The sequence below is a fragment of the Pseudomonas sp. LSJ-87 genome, from assembly GCF_032971465.1.
Lineage (GTDB): Bacteria > Pseudomonadota > Gammaproteobacteria > Pseudomonadales > Pseudomonadaceae > Aquipseudomonas > Aquipseudomonas putida_Z.
Window position 1 is genome coordinate 71,909 of the sequence record NZ_JAWJYQ010000039.1, and the last position, 14,292, is coordinate 86,200.

Below are 14,292 nucleotides of genomic sequence, written 5' to 3' on the forward strand. Positions count from 1 at the left end.
AGCAGGCCCGGCCTCTTCGCGGGTAAACCCGCTCCCACAGGATTGGCACAGATCTCAGGGTTGATGCAGTATCTGTGGGAGCGGGTTTACCCGCGAAGAGGCCGGCACAGGCAATAAAAATCAATGCCCCGAGCGCGCCGGCACTTGCAACAACACCCGCAACCCATCACTGCGGCTGTCGAACTTCAGGCTACCGGCACAACGCTGCACGATCGCCTGTACGATCGCCAGCCCCAGCCCGCATCCACCACTCTGCCCGTTACGCCAGAAGCGCTCGGTCAGGTGTTCCAGGTCCGCCTCGGCAATCCCCGGCCCATGGTCCCGCACCATGAAGCCCACCTGGCCGTCAGCCATCTGCACCTCAAGCTCCACCGCCTCGTCGCCGCCATGGCGCAAGGCGTTGTCCAGCAGGTTGCGCAGCGCCGCCACCGCCAACGGCGCAGGCATGCCCAGGTAGATCTGCGTAGCGGCTTCAGGCAAGCGCAGCACGATGCGCCGGTTGTCACCGCCGCCGGCATCCTGCACCGCCTGCCGGGCCACCTGCTCGGCGCTGCACTGCACGCCATCCTCGAACGACAGGCTGCCCTCCACCCGCGCCAGCATCAACAACTGCTCCAGCGTGCGGTGCATGCGGTCGGCGCCCTGCTCGGCATGTTCCAGCGCCTGCTCGCGCACGGCGCCATCGGTCATTCGCGCCACCTGCAGGTGGGTCTTGATCGCCGTCAGCGGGCTGCGCAGTTCATGCGCGGCATCGTCGGTCAGGCGCCGCTCACGCTCGATGGTCTGGGCAATACGCAGGAACAGCTGGTTCTGGGTTTCCAGCAACGGTTGCAGTTCGCTGGGCATGCCCGCCACCTGCAGCGGCTCGACGCTGTCCGCGCGCCGGCGGCGCAGGGCATCGCGCATGCGGTTGAGCGGCTCCAGGCCCTTGCCCAGGCCGATCCACAACAGCCCCAGGCTGCCAAGCAGGGCCATCAGCACCGGCGCCGAGGCCGCCAGCAGGATCGACTGGTTCAGCGCCTCGCGCTCCATGTGCCGGTCGGCGGTGGTGATACGCACATCGCCATGGTTGTAGGTGAAGGTGCGCCACAGCGCGTCGTCGATGGTCTGGTCACGGAAACCGCTGCGTTCATCGTCCATGACGCCATCATGCTTGTGGTTGCTGGCGAGAATCTCGCCACGCAGCGAGCTGACCTGGCAGGCCATGCCGTCCGGCACGCTGAACTGGTCGGCGGAAAAATGCGCCTCCCCACCCTTGGCGGTCAGCGGCTGCGGCAGCTGGTCGATCAGCCCGGCAACCATGCGCGCCGAAGCCACCAGGCGCTGGTCGAGGGAGAACATCATCTGCTGGCGCAGGTCGCGCAGCATCCACGCGGCGGCCAGCGCCCAGATGATCACGAAGGCGCTGCCCAGGATCAGGCTCAGGCGTACCCGCAGGCTCATGATGCGGCCTCCTCCGGCGCCTGCGCCGGGCCCAGCCGGTAGCCCAGGCCGCGCACGGTCTCGACGATGCCGTTGCCCAGCTTGCGCCGCAGATGGTGGATATGCACGTTCAGGGCATTGCTCTCGACTTCGTCGCTGAAGCCGTACACGCAGTCTTTGAGCTGCTCGCCGGACAGCACCCGCCCGGGGTTCTGCAGCAGCGCCTGGAGCAATGCCTGTTCACGCCGGGACAGGTCGACCGGCTGGCCGGCCAAGGTTGCCTCGCAGCTGCTCGGGTCGTAGCGCAGCGGGCCGTGTTCGATCACATTCACCGCCCGCCCGGCCACCCGCCGCAGCAGGGTGTGCAGGCGAGCAGCCAGCTCGCGCAGGTCGAACGGCTTGAGCAGGTAATCGTCGGCACCGGCCTGCAGGCCATCGACCCGGTCGGTGACCGCATCACGGGCAGTGAGCACCAGCACTGGCAGCGTCTCGCCTTTCTCGCGCAGGCGGCGCAACAGCTTCAGGCCGTCTTCGTCGGGCAGGCCAAGGTCGAGGATCATCACGTCGAACTGCGCGGCCTGCAGCATCGCCCGTGCATCGGCGGCGTTGCCCACACGGTCCACGGTCAGGCCCTGGGCGGTAAGGCCGGCGCAGATGCCGGCGGCGATCAGGTCGTCGTCCTCACAGAGCAGAACGTGCATGGCGGGGCTCCCGGAATGGTGTGGCTGGCATTGCACCTTGGGCAGATTAAGGGGGGATTATGGACCTTTTGTGGGGTGGATTGGGGTGTTCGTCTTGGGTGCGATGGCCAACATCTGGGCCTAAATCAACCCCTGCGGCGTATCTACATCCAGCAACACCCCAGCATCCTCCACTTCAACCACCACGCAACAATCCCGATGCGCTTGCACCACCGACCGGGCCCCTTCATCCCCGGCAAGCTGCCCCAGCGCCGGCCAGAAGTCGCGACCGAAGACCACCGGGTGCCCCTGCTGCCCCGCATGGCGCGGCAACACGATAGTCGAGGCGGTGGCCGCCTCGGCCAACCGACGCAAGGTTACCGATTCGATCCAAGGCATATCACCCAGCAAGATCGCCACCGCCTGCGCCTGGCTGTCACCCAACGACCTGGCGCCGGCAGCCAGGCTATGCCCCATCCCCGACGCCGCATCCAGGCTGGCGATAACCCGGCAATCGGCAGGCAAGGCAAAATCCTCGCTCCACTCGCCCGCGCGCAACACCACGCGCACATCATCGAACACCGCTTGGGCCCGTTCCACGCTATGCGCCAGCAGGCTGCGACCATCAGCCAAGGTCGCCCGGCGCTTGTCTGAACCGAAACGCGTGCCGCGGCCTGCCGCCAGCACCAACGCAACCACGCTCACAGCGCGCCCCGCTCGATGCCGTTGCGCACCCGCAGAATGTCGGCCAGCACCGCCAAAGCGATCTCGGCCGGGGTCTTGCTGCCCAGGTTGAGGCCGATCGGGGCGTGGATGCGGCCCAGTTCGACCTCGCCCAGTCCACCGATCCGCCGCAGGCGTTCGCGGCGCTTGTCGGAGGTCACCCGGGAGCCCATCACACCGATATAGAACGCCTCGGTGCGCACCGCTTCGAGCATCGCCAGGTCATCGATCTTCGGGTCGTGGGTCAGCGCCACCACCGCAGTGTCGGCATGGCAACCGCCATGGGCGATGAACTCTGATGGCAGCTCGCGGCGCACCTCGATGCCATCCAGCCGCACGCCGTCGAGCACTTCGTCACGCGGCTCGCAGAGGATGACCTCGAAGCCCATGCCCTTGCCGAGCTCGGCACAGAAATGCGCGACGCTGGAGTACCCGGCCAGCAGCAGACGCTGGGCGGCCCCCACACGCAAACGTACACAGGCACTTTCACGCTGCACACGCGGCCCCTGGCTGTGGTCATCGGCAAGCAGGCGCCTGCCCTCGGGCAGGCTCACTTCACGCAGCACGCGGCGCTGGCCCTGCAATGCGCTTTCCAGCTCACGCAGGTGCGCCTGCACGTCACATTCGGCCGGCAGGTTCTCCACCAGCACTTCCAGCACGCCGCCACACGGTAGGCGGATGCTCGAACGCGAGTCGCTGCCATCGCCATAACGCACAATGGCCACCGGCTCGGGAAACTCCCCCCGGCCCACGCGCTCGAGAAAGTCGTCTTCGACGCAGCCACCAGACAGCGAACCCAGCCACTGCCCGCTGGCGTTCACCGCCAGCAGCGAGCCCGGCGCACGGGGCGCCGAGCCATAGGTGGCGAGCACCGTGCACAACCACACCCGCTGGCCGCCGCACGACCACTGCAACGCCTGGCGGACCACCTGTAGATCGAGATGCTGCACCCTTTACTCCGCCTTCAGCTCGGCGAGCTGCTGTACGCTCAGGTCACCGGGCAATCCACCCCAGGCCTGGCGCAGGTAGTTGACCATATCCGCCACCTGCTGGTCATCGAGCTTGTCGGCAAAGCCCGGCATCGGCTGCATGCGCTCGAAGCCGGTGAACTGCTGCTCACGGATGCCTTCGAGGACCACCTTGACCAGGTTGCGCGAGTCGGCCTGGCGCAGCACCGTGTTGCCGCGCATGGCCACGGCGATGTGCGGCTTGCCCTCGCCGTCCACCCCATGGCAGCCGGCGCAGACATTCAGGTATTGCTGGCGGCCGCGCCTGGCGCTGTCGCTCATCTGCTCCAGCGCCACCGCCTGGATGGCCTTGGCCGGTGGCGGCTGGTCGCCCAGCAGGTAGGTGGCCATGGCCGCCAGGTCGGCATCCTCCAGGTGCTGGGTGCTGTGGTGCACCACCGGGAACATTTCGTTGAACATGCTGCCCTGGGCACTGATGCCGTGCTTGAGGAAGGTGGTCAGGTCCGGCTGGGTCCAGCCGCGCTCGGCCAGGTCCTGGGCCAGCAGGCTCGGGGCCAGGTAGCCACCCAGCAGGCCGCCGCTCAGGCGCTGGTCCTGCTGCAACGCACCGATCGGGTTGCGCGGGGTATGGCACTCGCCGCAATGGCCCATGACTTCGACCATGTACTGCCCACGCTGCCAGGCCGGGCTTTTGCCCTCGGTCGGCTGCAGCTGCACGCTTTTACCGTACAGCATGTTCCAGCCGCTCAGCCCCTGGCGCACGTTGAACGGAAAGCGCAACGCAGTCTGCGGTGCCGGGCGGTTGATTGGCGGCACGGTCATCAGGTAGGCGAGGATCGCGTCCGAATCTTCGCGCTTGATCAGGTGGTACGAGGTGTACGGCATCGCCGGGTAGAGGTTGGCGCCGTCCTTGCGCTTGCCCTCGGTTACCGCCGCGAAGAATTCGTCGGCGCTGTAGTTGCCGATGCCGTACTGCTTGTCCGGGGTGATGTTGCTGCCGTAAATGGTGCCGAACGGCGAATGGATCGGCAGGCCGCCGGCGTACGGCGCGCCGCCTTCGGCGGTGTGGCAGGCCATGCAGTCGGCCGCGCGGGCCAGGTATTCACCGCGCTTGACCTGCGCCTGGTCGGCTGCCTGGGCAAGCGAGGTAAAGGCAAGGCCGAGAGCCAGCGCCAGTGCGCTACGAACAAGACCCATGCTCAACCCTCCTTGACCAGGCCGAGGTCGTTGAGCACCGTGCGGGTGGCGTCGTAGTAACGCACGTAGCCGGTGCAACGGCAGATGTGGTGGCCCAGGCTCGCCTCGATGCGGTCTTCCACCTCGCTCTTCTTCAACGGCTGGCGCTGGGCGGTTTCCACCAGCACCGTAGCGGCATTGACGAAGCCCGGCGCGCAGTAGCTGCACTGGAAGGCGAACAGGTCGACGAACTTCTGCTGGATCGGGTTCAGCGTGAGGTTGCCGGCCTCGTCCTGGCTGGCATGGCCCTCGATGGTGCGGACCTTCTTGCCCTCGAAGTAATGCGCGCCGGTAATGCAGGTGCGCACCTCCTCGCTGGTGCCGTCGGGGTTGTCGACGATCACCACGCAGGCGTGGCAGATGCCCTGGCCGCAGCCCAGGCGCGAGCCGGTGAGGTTCTGGTGTTCGTGCAGGTAGTCGATCATCGCCAGGTCGTCGGGGACCTCGACCGGGCCGACCGGTTGACCATTGAGGGTCAGTTGCAGTGGACGGTTAGCCATTGAGGGCCTCCTTGATACGGGCTGGGGTGATGGGGAGATCGCGAACGCGCTTGCCGATGGCATGCGCGACGGCATTGCCGATGGCACCGACGACCGGGATCATCACCACTTCGGCGATGCCCTTGGACGGGTCGGTCGGTGACAGCGGCGGGAGGATTTCGCTGGTCTGCTGCCACACCGCCACGTCGCGCGCATGCGGCAGGCGGTAGCGGTTGAAGTTCCAGTCGCCCTCCCCGGGCCCGCCCTCGTACAACGGCATTTCTTCGGTCAAGGCATGGCCGATGCCCATGGCGATACCGCCCTCGAGCTGGCCCTTGACCAGTTCCGGCACCAGCACCCGGCCGCACTCGACCCAGCTGTGGTGGTTGAGCACCTGCACTTCGTGAGTGCCCTTGTTCACCTTGACTTCGACAATGGTCGCCACCGGGCTGTAGTAGGTGACCATGGCGTTGTTCAGCTGGGTGTCGGGGTAGGCGGCGTTCTGCCGGTCGAGCAGGTGGTAGCCGTGGCTGCTCATCTGCGCCTTCTTGGCGTTCACCGCGCCATCGCCGTACTTCACCGCCACCGCGTCGAGCGGGAAGCGTTCGCGCACGCCGTCGATGACGAAGTCGGCCTCGGCCCAGCTCCAGCGGTTGAAACCGTGCACGCTGACGCCAGTGACCAGGCCCATGTCATGGGCCTTTTGTGCCAGCTGGGCGAACGGGATCGGTGACAGGCCGTTGCCGGTCAGCTCGCCGTTGACCCATACCGCATTCTCGCGGCGCACCACCAGCGGGTTGGCCTGGCCGCCGTACGGGCCCTGGCGCCAGATGGCCATGGCCGCCGGCCACAGACCGTGGTTGAACAGCACGCGTGCCGCTTCGCGGGTGGCATGGCTGAAGTAGAAGGCCGAGTTGGTCGCCGACGACGGCGAAGCAAGCTTGCCGACCCAGCGCGGGTTGCGCAGCGCGGCGTCCTGCTCGGGCTGGCTGATCAGGTACGGGTTGCCGCTGGTGGTCAGCTGCAGCTCCGGCCATTCGGTGACCGCGGTCTTCACCTCGTCGGCCGAGCGGCCAAGGAAATCGCTGACCACCAGGGCCTGGGAGGTGGACATGCCGGTACCCAGCTCGGTGCCGATGTGGCGCAGGCTGATGCGCCCGTCGCGGCTGAATTCGATGCTGGCCATGGGGGCTTCGGAGCCGGTGCCGAAGTCTTTCTGGCAGATGGCAAAGCCCACGCCATACCAGTGGTCCGGGTCCTTGGCGTCCATCTGCTGCTTGCGCGCATCGCGGTTGCGCCACCAGTCGTGCACGGCGGCCTTGTCGAGAATCTCGTACAGGCGCAGGGCGCCGGCCGGGACCGCGCCCTGGGTGTTCTTCATGCCCGACTTCAGCGCGTTGGCGCGGCGCAGGTCGATGGCATCGACGCCCAGGCGCCCGGCGATCTCATCCACCATCATTTCGGTGGCGGCCATGGTCTGCAGGGTGCCGTAGCCGCGCATGGAGCCGGCCTCGACGCCACGGGAATGATAGGCAGTGACCGACAAGTCGTTCTGCGGCATGTAGTAGATCGACTGCGCCGCCGTGGCACCCACCGCTGCCACCGACGGGCTGTAGTTGATACGCCCGCCGCCGTCGCAGCTCATGTCGGCGCGGAAGATCTTGAAGCTGTTGTCCTTCTTGTCCACCGCCAACTGGTAGCGGATATCGAAGGCATGGCGCTTGATGCCGCTCTGGAACTGCTCGTAGCGGTCGTTGGCCAGGCGGATCGGCACACCGGCGCCATACAGCGCGGCCACGGCGGCGTAGAAGACGAAGATGTTGTTGTCTTTCGAGCCGTAGCCCACGGTATAGCCCGGGTGCATGTTCAGCGTGTTCAGGGCGAAGCGCGACGGCTTGATCATGTGCACGCATTCCTGCGCCACTTCGAACGGGCACTGGGTCGCGACCACGAAGTGCAGCGTGCCGCTGGCCGGGTCGTACCAGCCGTTGCCGTTGTCCGGCTCCAAGGCGGCCGGCTCGATGGACGGCGTCTTGTAGCGCTCGTCGAACACCAGCCAGTCCTCGGGTGGGTTGTCCAGCTGCTCGGCCATGCGCTTGGCGTAGAACAGGCCCTGCTCGGTCAGGTCGCCATGCTGGTTGGGCTGCTTCGACCACACCGGCTTGCGGTTGAGGATGGTGGGGAACAGCATGGAATTCTTCAGGCTGGAAAATTCATCGTCGTCGAACGGCGTGGCACCGCCCACGCGCACGAAGCGGAAGCTGCCGTAGGGGTCGCGCTGGTACAGCGACGCCTGGGCGCCATAGCGGATCGCCTGGTCGTTGAACTGCAGCTTGCGCTTGGCCTGGCGGAAGCGCTCGAAGTCGTGCCAGATCAGGATCGCCACCGGGTGGCCGATGAACATCGGCACCTTGCCGGGCGGCAGCAGCGGGTCGGGCGAGTGGGCCTCGGGCCAGGCGATGCCGTCCTTTTCCAGGTCGGCCGCGGTGACGATGCGGTCCGGCTGCAGGTCGGCGCCAAGCAGGCTGAGGTCATGGCCGGCATAGATACGGTCGGCCTTGGTCGCCTTGAGCAGCAGCGCATGCCCCTGCTGCGCGGGCCAGCCGGGCATGTCCTTGGCACGGATGTCGCGGGCAAACACCTTGTCGCCGCACACCTTGGACAAGGCATCGTTACGGAAACGCGCCTTGCCGTCATGGTTCATCCACTTCTGCGGCGAGGTGGTGACGCGTTCCTCCATCAGCGCGGCGAATGCCTGGCTGCCGAGCGGCGCCATGGTCACGCCGACACCAGCGATCAGGCCGCCTTGCAGGAAGGCGCGCCGGGAAATATCACGGTTGGACATGCTTGATCCTCTGGGCAGCAGGGGGACTGCCCTTTTTTTGATTCTGGTACTAGCCTGAAAAGCTGACCTGTACGTCAACTTTACAGCAATTGTGTTGGCGCAGGCAAAGTCAAGTCGACAATATGTCGCGACATGTCTGGGATCTGGGGCGGAATTTGCTCTGGGGCTGGTAGGTGTTTGTCTTAGGATCTCCCAGGCGCAGACCATCCCACGGCAAACACCTGCAAGCCCTGATGCGCCCCCCTGACCAAAAACCAGAGTTAACCTTGGGTTAATCGACCCAAGCCAGCATGACCCCTTTCAACGTACTGCCAAGGCGAAGACATGCGCGTCCTCCTGCTCTTCCTGACACTGCTGCTGGCCGGCCCGTTGCAGGCCAACCCGTTCGATGTCAAACCGGACTTCCTGCCGGTCAACCAGGCCTTCGTGCTTACCCACGAGCGCCAGGCCGACGGGCAGATGCGCCTGTTCTTCCAGATCCAGCCCGGCTACTACCTGTATCAGAAACGCCTGAAGTTCGACGGCCTGCCTGCCGAACAGCACCCGCAACTGCCGGCCGCCCTCAACCATCACGACGAGTTCTTCGGCGACAGTGCGGTGTACCGCGACCAGCTCGAACTGCTGCTACCGGCCGATGCCCGGGGCCAGCTGCGCCTGGGCTGGCAGGGCTGTGCCGACGCCGGCCTGTGCTACCCGCCGCAAACCACGTTGGTCGACCTGGGTGGCAGTGTGGCGCCGGCGGCCGAACAAGCCAGTGACCAGGCCCTGGCCAGCGACCTGCAACAAGGCCACCTGGCCTGGAGCCTGCTGGCGTTCTTCGGCCTGGGGCTGTTGCTGGCCTTTACCCCCTGCTCGCTGCCGATGCTGCCGATCCTCGCCGGGCTGGTAATGGGCAATGGCGCCAGTGCCCGGCGCGGCTGGATACTGGCCGGGGTCTATGTACTGAGCATGGCCCTGGTGTATGCCGCCCTGGGCGTGGTCGCCGCGCTGCTGGGTGCCAGCCTGCAGGCCTGGCTGCAGCAACCCTGGCTGCTGGGCAGCCTGGCGGGGCTTTTCGTGCTGCTGGCCCTGCCGATGTTCGGCGCCTTCGAACTGCAACTGCCCGCCGCCGTGCGTGACCGCCTCGACCGCGCCGGGCAAGGCACCCGTGGCGGCAACCTGTATGGCGCGGCGCTGCTCGGCGCGCTGTCCGGCCTGCTGATGGGCCCGTGCATGACCGCGCCGTTGGCCGGCGCGCTGCTGTACATCGCCCAGAGCGGCGACGTGCTGCAGGGGGCGCTGGTACTGTTCAGCCTCGGCCTGGGCATGGGCGTGCCGCTGCTGTTGCTGGTAACCCTCGGCAACCGCTTCCTGCCCCGCCCGGGCGCCTGGATGAACCGGGTCAAGGGCGTGTTCGGCTTCGTGTTCCTGGGCATGGCGCTATACACCTTGCGCAGCCTGCTGCCCGCAGCATTGCTGCTGGCCCTGAGCGGCGCCTTGCTGATTGCCCTGGCCTGGGCTGCCTGGCCGGCCCTGCAGCGGTTGCCGGCGTTGCGCGCGTTGCCGCTGCTGGGTGCCCTGTGGGGCGGCCTGCTGCTGGTGGGGGCGGCGGCCGGTGGCGACGACCTCTGGCAGCCGCTGCGCCCGTTCGCCGGTGGCGGCGCTGCGCCGGCAACCGGCCAGCACACCGAGGACGCCTTCGTCACCGTCAGCCGCCCCGAAGACCTGCAACGCGAACTGGATGCGGCCAAGGCCCGTGGCCAGTGGGTGATGCTCGACTACTATGCCGACTGGTGCGTGTCGTGCAAGGTCATGGAAAAACAGGTGTTCGCCCGCAGCGACGTGCAGGCCGGCCTGGCCGGTGTGCACCTGCTGCGCCTGGACGTGACCGCCGACACCCCGGCCAGCCAGGCCCTGCTGCAGCGCTACCAGGTACCTGGCCCGCCCAGCATCATCTGGGTCGGACCTGAAGGCGACGAACGCCGCGCGCGGCGCATCACTGGAGAAGTGGATGCAGCCGCCTTCCTGCAACACTGGACCCAGACCAGGAGCCAAGGCTGATGCTGACCGTAACCCTCGGGCCACTGACCATGGCCCTCAACCACCTGCTGATGCTCACCGCCCTGGTGATCGCCAGCATGGTCGGCTGGTGGGTCGCCCGGCGTGGCGGCGAGAGCCCGGAATCGGCACTGTTCAACCTGTTCCTGATCGGCCTGCTGTGCGCACGCGCCGGCTTCGTGCTGGCCTATTGGCCAATGTACCAGGACGACCTGCTGCAGATCATCGATATCCGTGATGGCGGCTTCCTGTTCTGGTCGGGCCTTGCCGGCATCGTGCTCGGCGCCTTGTGGCAGGGCTGGCGCCATCCCGGCCTGCGCCGTCCGCTGGGCTGGGCGCTGTTCAGCGGCGCGCTGTTCTGGGGCCTGGCCAGCCTCGGTGGCCACCTGTACAGCAAGGGCACCGAACTGCCCGAACTGAGCCTGCGCAAGGCCAACGGCCAATCCGTAGCGTTGCACAGCTACCGCGGCAAACCGCTGGTCATCAACATCTGGGCCACCTGGTGCCCACCCTGCCGACGCGAAATGCCGGTGCTGCAACAGGCGCAAAGCGCTTACCCGCACGTGACCTTCCTGTTCGTCAACCAGGGCGAGACCCCGGAAAACGTCAGTACCTTCCTCGCCACCACCGGCCTGAGCCTGACCCACGTGCTGTTCGACGGCACCGGTCTGCTGGCCCAGCGCGTCGGCTCCATGGCCCTGCCCACCACCCTGTTCTACGACGTCGACGGGCGCCTGGTCGGCAGCCATCTGGGCGAGCTGTCCCGGGCCAGCCTGCGCCACGCCCTGGAGCCTTTCGACCGGGCCACCGCGCCCGCCCCTGCCGCACAAGGAAACTGACATGCGACTGACTGCACTGCTGCCCCTGTCCCTGGCTCTGCTAGCTGCCCCTACCCTGCAGGCCGAAGAGCTGCCCAAGGCGATTGCGCAACTGCAAGCCAAGGGCGCCGTGATCAAAGGCAGCTTCGACGCCCCCAACGGCCTGCGCGGGTATGCCGCCGAGTACCAGAACAACGGCCTGGCGCTGTACCTCACCCCTGACGGCAAGCATGTACTGGTTGGCAGCCTGTTCGACGAACAGGGCAACGACCTCAGTGCCGAGCCGCTGAAAAAGCTGGTGTATGCGCCGATGAGCAAGGAAATCTGGGCGAAGATGGAGAAAACCTCCTGGATCGCCGACGGCAAGGACGATGCACCGCGCAAGGTGTACCTGTTCAGCGACCCCAACTGCCCGTACTGCAACATGTTCTGGGAACAGGCGCGGCCATGGGTGGAGTCGGGCAAGGTGCAGTTGCGCCATATCATGGTCGGCATCATCCGCGAGGACAGCCCGGGCAAGTCGGCGGCGCTGCTGGCGGCGAAAGACCCGGCCAAGGCCCTGCAGGAACATGAAAAGGCCGGCAAGGCCAGCACACTGAAACCATTGGCACAGGTGCCAGAGGCGGTGCAGCAGAAGCTGGCGGCGAACATGGCGCTGATGGAAGAAATGGGCTTGCAGGCGACCCCGGCGATCTTCTATCAGGATGATCAGGGCAACCTGCAGAGCCAGCAAGGCGCGCCGCGGCCGGAGTTGCTTGGGAAGATTCTCGGCAAGCGCTGATGTGAAATCGCCGGGGCTGCCTTGCAGCCCATTCGCAGCACAAGGCTGTGGCGGCCCTGTGGGAGCGGGCAAGCCCGCGAAGAACTCAACGCGGTGTTATGGCACCGGCTGCGCCGGTGTTCGCGGGCATGCCCGCTCCCACAGGTACAGCGCCAAACCTCGAGAACAACGCCGTAGCTGTAGGAGCGGTGCAGACCTCACTTGCTCTGGTCACAACCCCTCCAGCTCGTCCTTGAGCACATCGGCCCAGATACCAGCCAATGGCCAACTTTACATTTGGCAACACTAAGTTATACCACCCAAGGCGAAAAACACTTTTCCTAACCGATCATCGGGAAACAACGCCCGGCAATAAAACATATAACAATCCCACAACAACTTCAGATCCGCCCTACAAAAAACAGAAGTCTTTTTCACTCCCATGATCAGTGAACAGATCGCGATCAGACATACCCCTCAGATAGATCCCACAATACCAACTGCAATTCAAACAACTAGATTACACCCCAGCCAACACATCGCCTCCATCAAACTTGACGCACATGCAGCGTGAATATAAAACCTTACCCCCTGCATTCGCGAACACACTAAAGGCGAGAAAAATGAACAAAAAGCCATACCCCATAACGCGAACAAAACAGATCCTCATGATCACCAAGGTGTTGATCCTGGAACACCTGCGAGAACCCACTGCGTTGCTGTGGACAGCGGCGGCGCCTTGCTTGATGTTCATACTACTGAGGCAAAGCCGTTCCCTTGCAGCGCCACCAGACTCTCTCTATATATCCTCTGCTGCGTGGTTCTACGCCTACATCGCTGCAAACGTTGCCTTCTTCGGCCTCGGCTTTTATCTAATCGGGCGACGAGAAAGTGGCTTTGTCCGGTCATTCATTTACCAACGCGAGGCAATTGCACTTTTCCTCACATCGCACGCCGTCAGCTACACATTGGTCAGTGTCGTATACTCCAGCTTTTTCTACTTCGCCTCCAAGCCTCTATACGGTTCCTACTCGCTATCAGAACTCCTGTACCTTACAGCCGCGTTCTATACGAGTTACCTGATATTCTCCTGCATCGGCTTGGCAATCGCAGCGATGCCCATCAAATTCAGTACAGCCGGGACGCTATTTTCGCTACTTTCATTCCTGATGTTACTTTCCGGTTATTTGGGCACCACACAAGACGAACTGACCCACTGGTCAACGTTGATCAACCCCTTGCACCTGAGCACAAGAATAATTACCGGAGAGTTACCACTGGCCATTAGTTTTCCGACAGCTTTTGCCATTTCAACAGCGGGGCTCTATGCAACAGGAAAGCTGTTCAGAATCCACCCCATATGGAGCCGCTATTAAAATGCACCTTCTCACCATCAAAAACCTGGACTTTTCATACAACAGCAGCCCTCTATTACAGAACATCACGCTACAGTTGAAAAAAGGAGAGGCCGTAGGCGTACTGGGCAGTAACGGAGTAGGAAAGACCACGCTTTTCGACCTAATCTGCAACATCAGAAAACCAAACAACGGCACAATCATAAACTCATCCAGACAGCAGGCTTATCTGACTCAAGTACTGACACCACCGCCCTTGCTCAGGATGAGCGAAGTCTACCAACTGATTACACATTTAAACTCCAGATCAGCACCGGATCACTGCGAGGTGCTTTCACGCCTCTCTGAATGGTCACCTTCGCTGTCGAAACGGTATGCTGAAATCTACAAGAAGAAGGCATCTACTTGCAGCTATGGCGAAGTCCGGAGCTTTGTCACACTGACGCTACTGCTCATGGGCAGCGATCTGATCATCCTCGACGAGCCTACTGCGGGGGTAGACCCAGAATTCAGACACCACATCTGGCTAGGTATAAAAAACGCGTGCAAAAACGGGGCTAGTGTTTTGATTTCATCTCACTATACCGAGGAAATTGCCACAAACTGCCATCGTTTCTACATGCTCGCTCATCAACACCTCGAGCCATTTGAGAATGCTCATGAGTTTCTCGCTCGCTACCATGCGAACTCTTATGATGAAGCATTCATCAATGCGTCGATGTCGCAGGAAAAAATCGGGGCCGCATCATGATGGCGAAGAACCATGGGAAAGGTGGGGTTGCAGGTATGGCACCGGCTGCGCCGGTGTTCGCGGGCATGCCCGCTCCCACAGGTGCAGCGCCAAACCTCGAGAACAACGCCGTATCTGTAGGAGCGGCCTTGTGTCGCGAAAGGGCCGCATAGCGGCCCCAGCAATTTCAACTTTTGTGCACCAATCCAGGGGCGGTGCAGGCCTCACCCGCTCAGGTC

At 64.2% G+C, this 14,292-nt stretch carries 12 protein-coding genes; 5 read left to right on the forward strand and 7 right to left on the reverse strand.

Annotated features, from left to right (window positions below):
* Positions 1-120: 120 nt before the first annotated feature.
* From RYH74_RS20775 to RYH74_RS20805, 7 genes are all read right to left on the reverse strand, one after another.
* Positions 121-1,443, reverse strand: a complete 1,323-nt coding sequence (locus tag RYH74_RS20775) for an ATP-binding protein (protein ID WP_025339993.1) — start codon at positions 1,441-1,443, stop codon at positions 121-123.
* Complete coding sequence (locus RYH74_RS20780) at positions 1,440-2,123, reverse strand: response regulator transcription factor (RefSeq protein WP_025339994.1); 684 nt, start codon at positions 2,121-2,123, stop codon at positions 1,440-1,442. The genes RYH74_RS20775 and RYH74_RS20780 overlap by 4 nt, the downstream gene beginning before the upstream one ends.
* Positions 2,124-2,243: 120 nt before the next feature.
* Positions 2,244-2,807: a nucleotidyltransferase family protein gene (locus tag RYH74_RS20785; RefSeq protein WP_317410060.1), complete on the reverse strand. Its 564-nt coding sequence runs from the start codon at positions 2,805-2,807 to the stop codon at positions 2,244-2,246.
* On the reverse strand, positions 2,804-3,775 hold the full coding sequence (locus tag RYH74_RS20790; protein WP_317410061.1) for an XdhC family protein: 972 nt from the start codon (positions 3,773-3,775) through the stop codon (positions 2,804-2,806). The genes RYH74_RS20785 and RYH74_RS20790 overlap by 4 nt, the downstream gene beginning before the upstream one ends.
* A 3-nt stretch (positions 3,776-3,778) precedes the next feature.
* Positions 3,779-4,990 (reverse strand): cytochrome c, encoded by a 1,212-nt coding sequence (locus RYH74_RS20795; RefSeq protein WP_286100257.1) that lies wholly within the window; start codon positions 4,988-4,990, stop codon positions 3,779-3,781.
* Between the two features lie 2 nt (positions 4,991-4,992).
* On the reverse strand, positions 4,993-5,529 hold the full coding sequence (locus RYH74_RS20800) for a (2Fe-2S)-binding protein (RefSeq protein WP_238066661.1): 537 nt from the start codon (positions 5,527-5,529) through the stop codon (positions 4,993-4,995).
* The gene (locus RYH74_RS20805; RefSeq protein WP_317410062.1) at positions 5,522-8,353 is read right to left on the reverse strand and encodes a xanthine dehydrogenase family protein molybdopterin-binding subunit; all 2,832 of its coding nucleotides are present in this window, start codon (positions 8,351-8,353) and stop codon (positions 5,522-5,524) included. Before RYH74_RS20805 ends, RYH74_RS20800 begins: the two co-directional genes overlap by 8 nt.
* A gap of 324 nt (positions 8,354-8,677) precedes the next feature.
* Here RYH74_RS20805 and dsbD point away from each other — a divergent pair, with 324 nt between their 5' ends.
* From dsbD to RYH74_RS20830, 5 genes are all read left to right on the forward strand, one after another.
* A complete protein-coding gene (dsbD, locus tag RYH74_RS20810; RefSeq protein ID WP_317410063.1) occupies positions 8,678-10,393 on the forward strand; it encodes a protein-disulfide reductase DsbD in 1,716 nt (571 codons plus the stop codon).
* Positions 10,393-11,229: a TlpA disulfide reductase family protein gene (locus tag RYH74_RS20815; protein WP_317410064.1), complete on the forward strand. Its 837-nt coding sequence runs from the start codon at positions 10,393-10,395 to the stop codon at positions 11,227-11,229. The genes dsbD and RYH74_RS20815 overlap by 1 nt, the downstream gene beginning before the upstream one ends.
* A 1-nt stretch (position 11,230) precedes the next feature.
* Entirely contained in the window at positions 11,231-11,989 is a 759-nt protein-coding gene (dsbG, locus tag RYH74_RS20820; RefSeq protein ID WP_085614467.1) for a thiol:disulfide interchange protein DsbG, read from the forward strand.
* Between the two features lie 602 nt (positions 11,990-12,591).
* On the forward strand, positions 12,592-13,344 hold the full coding sequence (locus RYH74_RS20825; protein WP_075045866.1) for a hypothetical protein: 753 nt from the start codon (positions 12,592-12,594) through the stop codon (positions 13,342-13,344).
* Position 13,345: 1 nt separating this feature from the next.
* Entirely contained in the window at positions 13,346-14,074 is a 729-nt protein-coding gene (locus RYH74_RS20830; RefSeq protein ID WP_317410065.1) for an ATP-binding cassette domain-containing protein, read from the forward strand.
* Positions 14,075-14,292 lie beyond the last annotated feature (218 nt).

Coding starts and splice junctions, on each gene's coding strand:
- RYH74_RS20775 (WP_025339993.1), bottom strand. CDS start 1,443: ATGAGCCTGCGGGTACGCCTGAGCCTGATCCTGGGCAGCGCCTTCGTG.
- RYH74_RS20780 (WP_025339994.1), bottom strand. CDS start 2,123: ATGCACGTTCTGCTCTGTGAGGACGACGACCTGATCGCCGCCGGCATC.
- RYH74_RS20795 (WP_286100257.1), bottom strand. CDS start 4,990: ATGGGTCTTGTTCGTAGCGCACTGGCGCTGGCTCTCGGCCTTGCCTTT.
- RYH74_RS20800 (WP_238066661.1), bottom strand. CDS start 5,529: ATGGCTAACCGTCCACTGCAACTGACCCTCAATGGTCAACCGGTCGGC.
- RYH74_RS20805 (WP_317410062.1), bottom strand. CDS start 8,353: ATGTCCAACCGTGATATTTCCCGGCGCGCCTTCCTGCAAGGCGGCCTG.
- dsbD (WP_317410063.1), top strand. CDS start 8,678: ATGCGCGTCCTCCTGCTCTTCCTGACACTGCTGCTGGCCGGCCCGTTG.
- RYH74_RS20815 (WP_317410064.1), top strand. CDS start 10,393: ATGCTGACCGTAACCCTCGGGCCACTGACCATGGCCCTCAACCACCTG.
- dsbG (WP_085614467.1), top strand. CDS start 11,231: ATGCGACTGACTGCACTGCTGCCCCTGTCCCTGGCTCTGCTAGCTGCC.
- RYH74_RS20825 (WP_075045866.1), top strand. CDS start 12,592: ATGAACAAAAAGCCATACCCCATAACGCGAACAAAACAGATCCTCATG.
- RYH74_RS20830 (WP_317410065.1), top strand. CDS start 13,346: ATGCACCTTCTCACCATCAAAAACCTGGACTTTTCATACAACAGCAGC.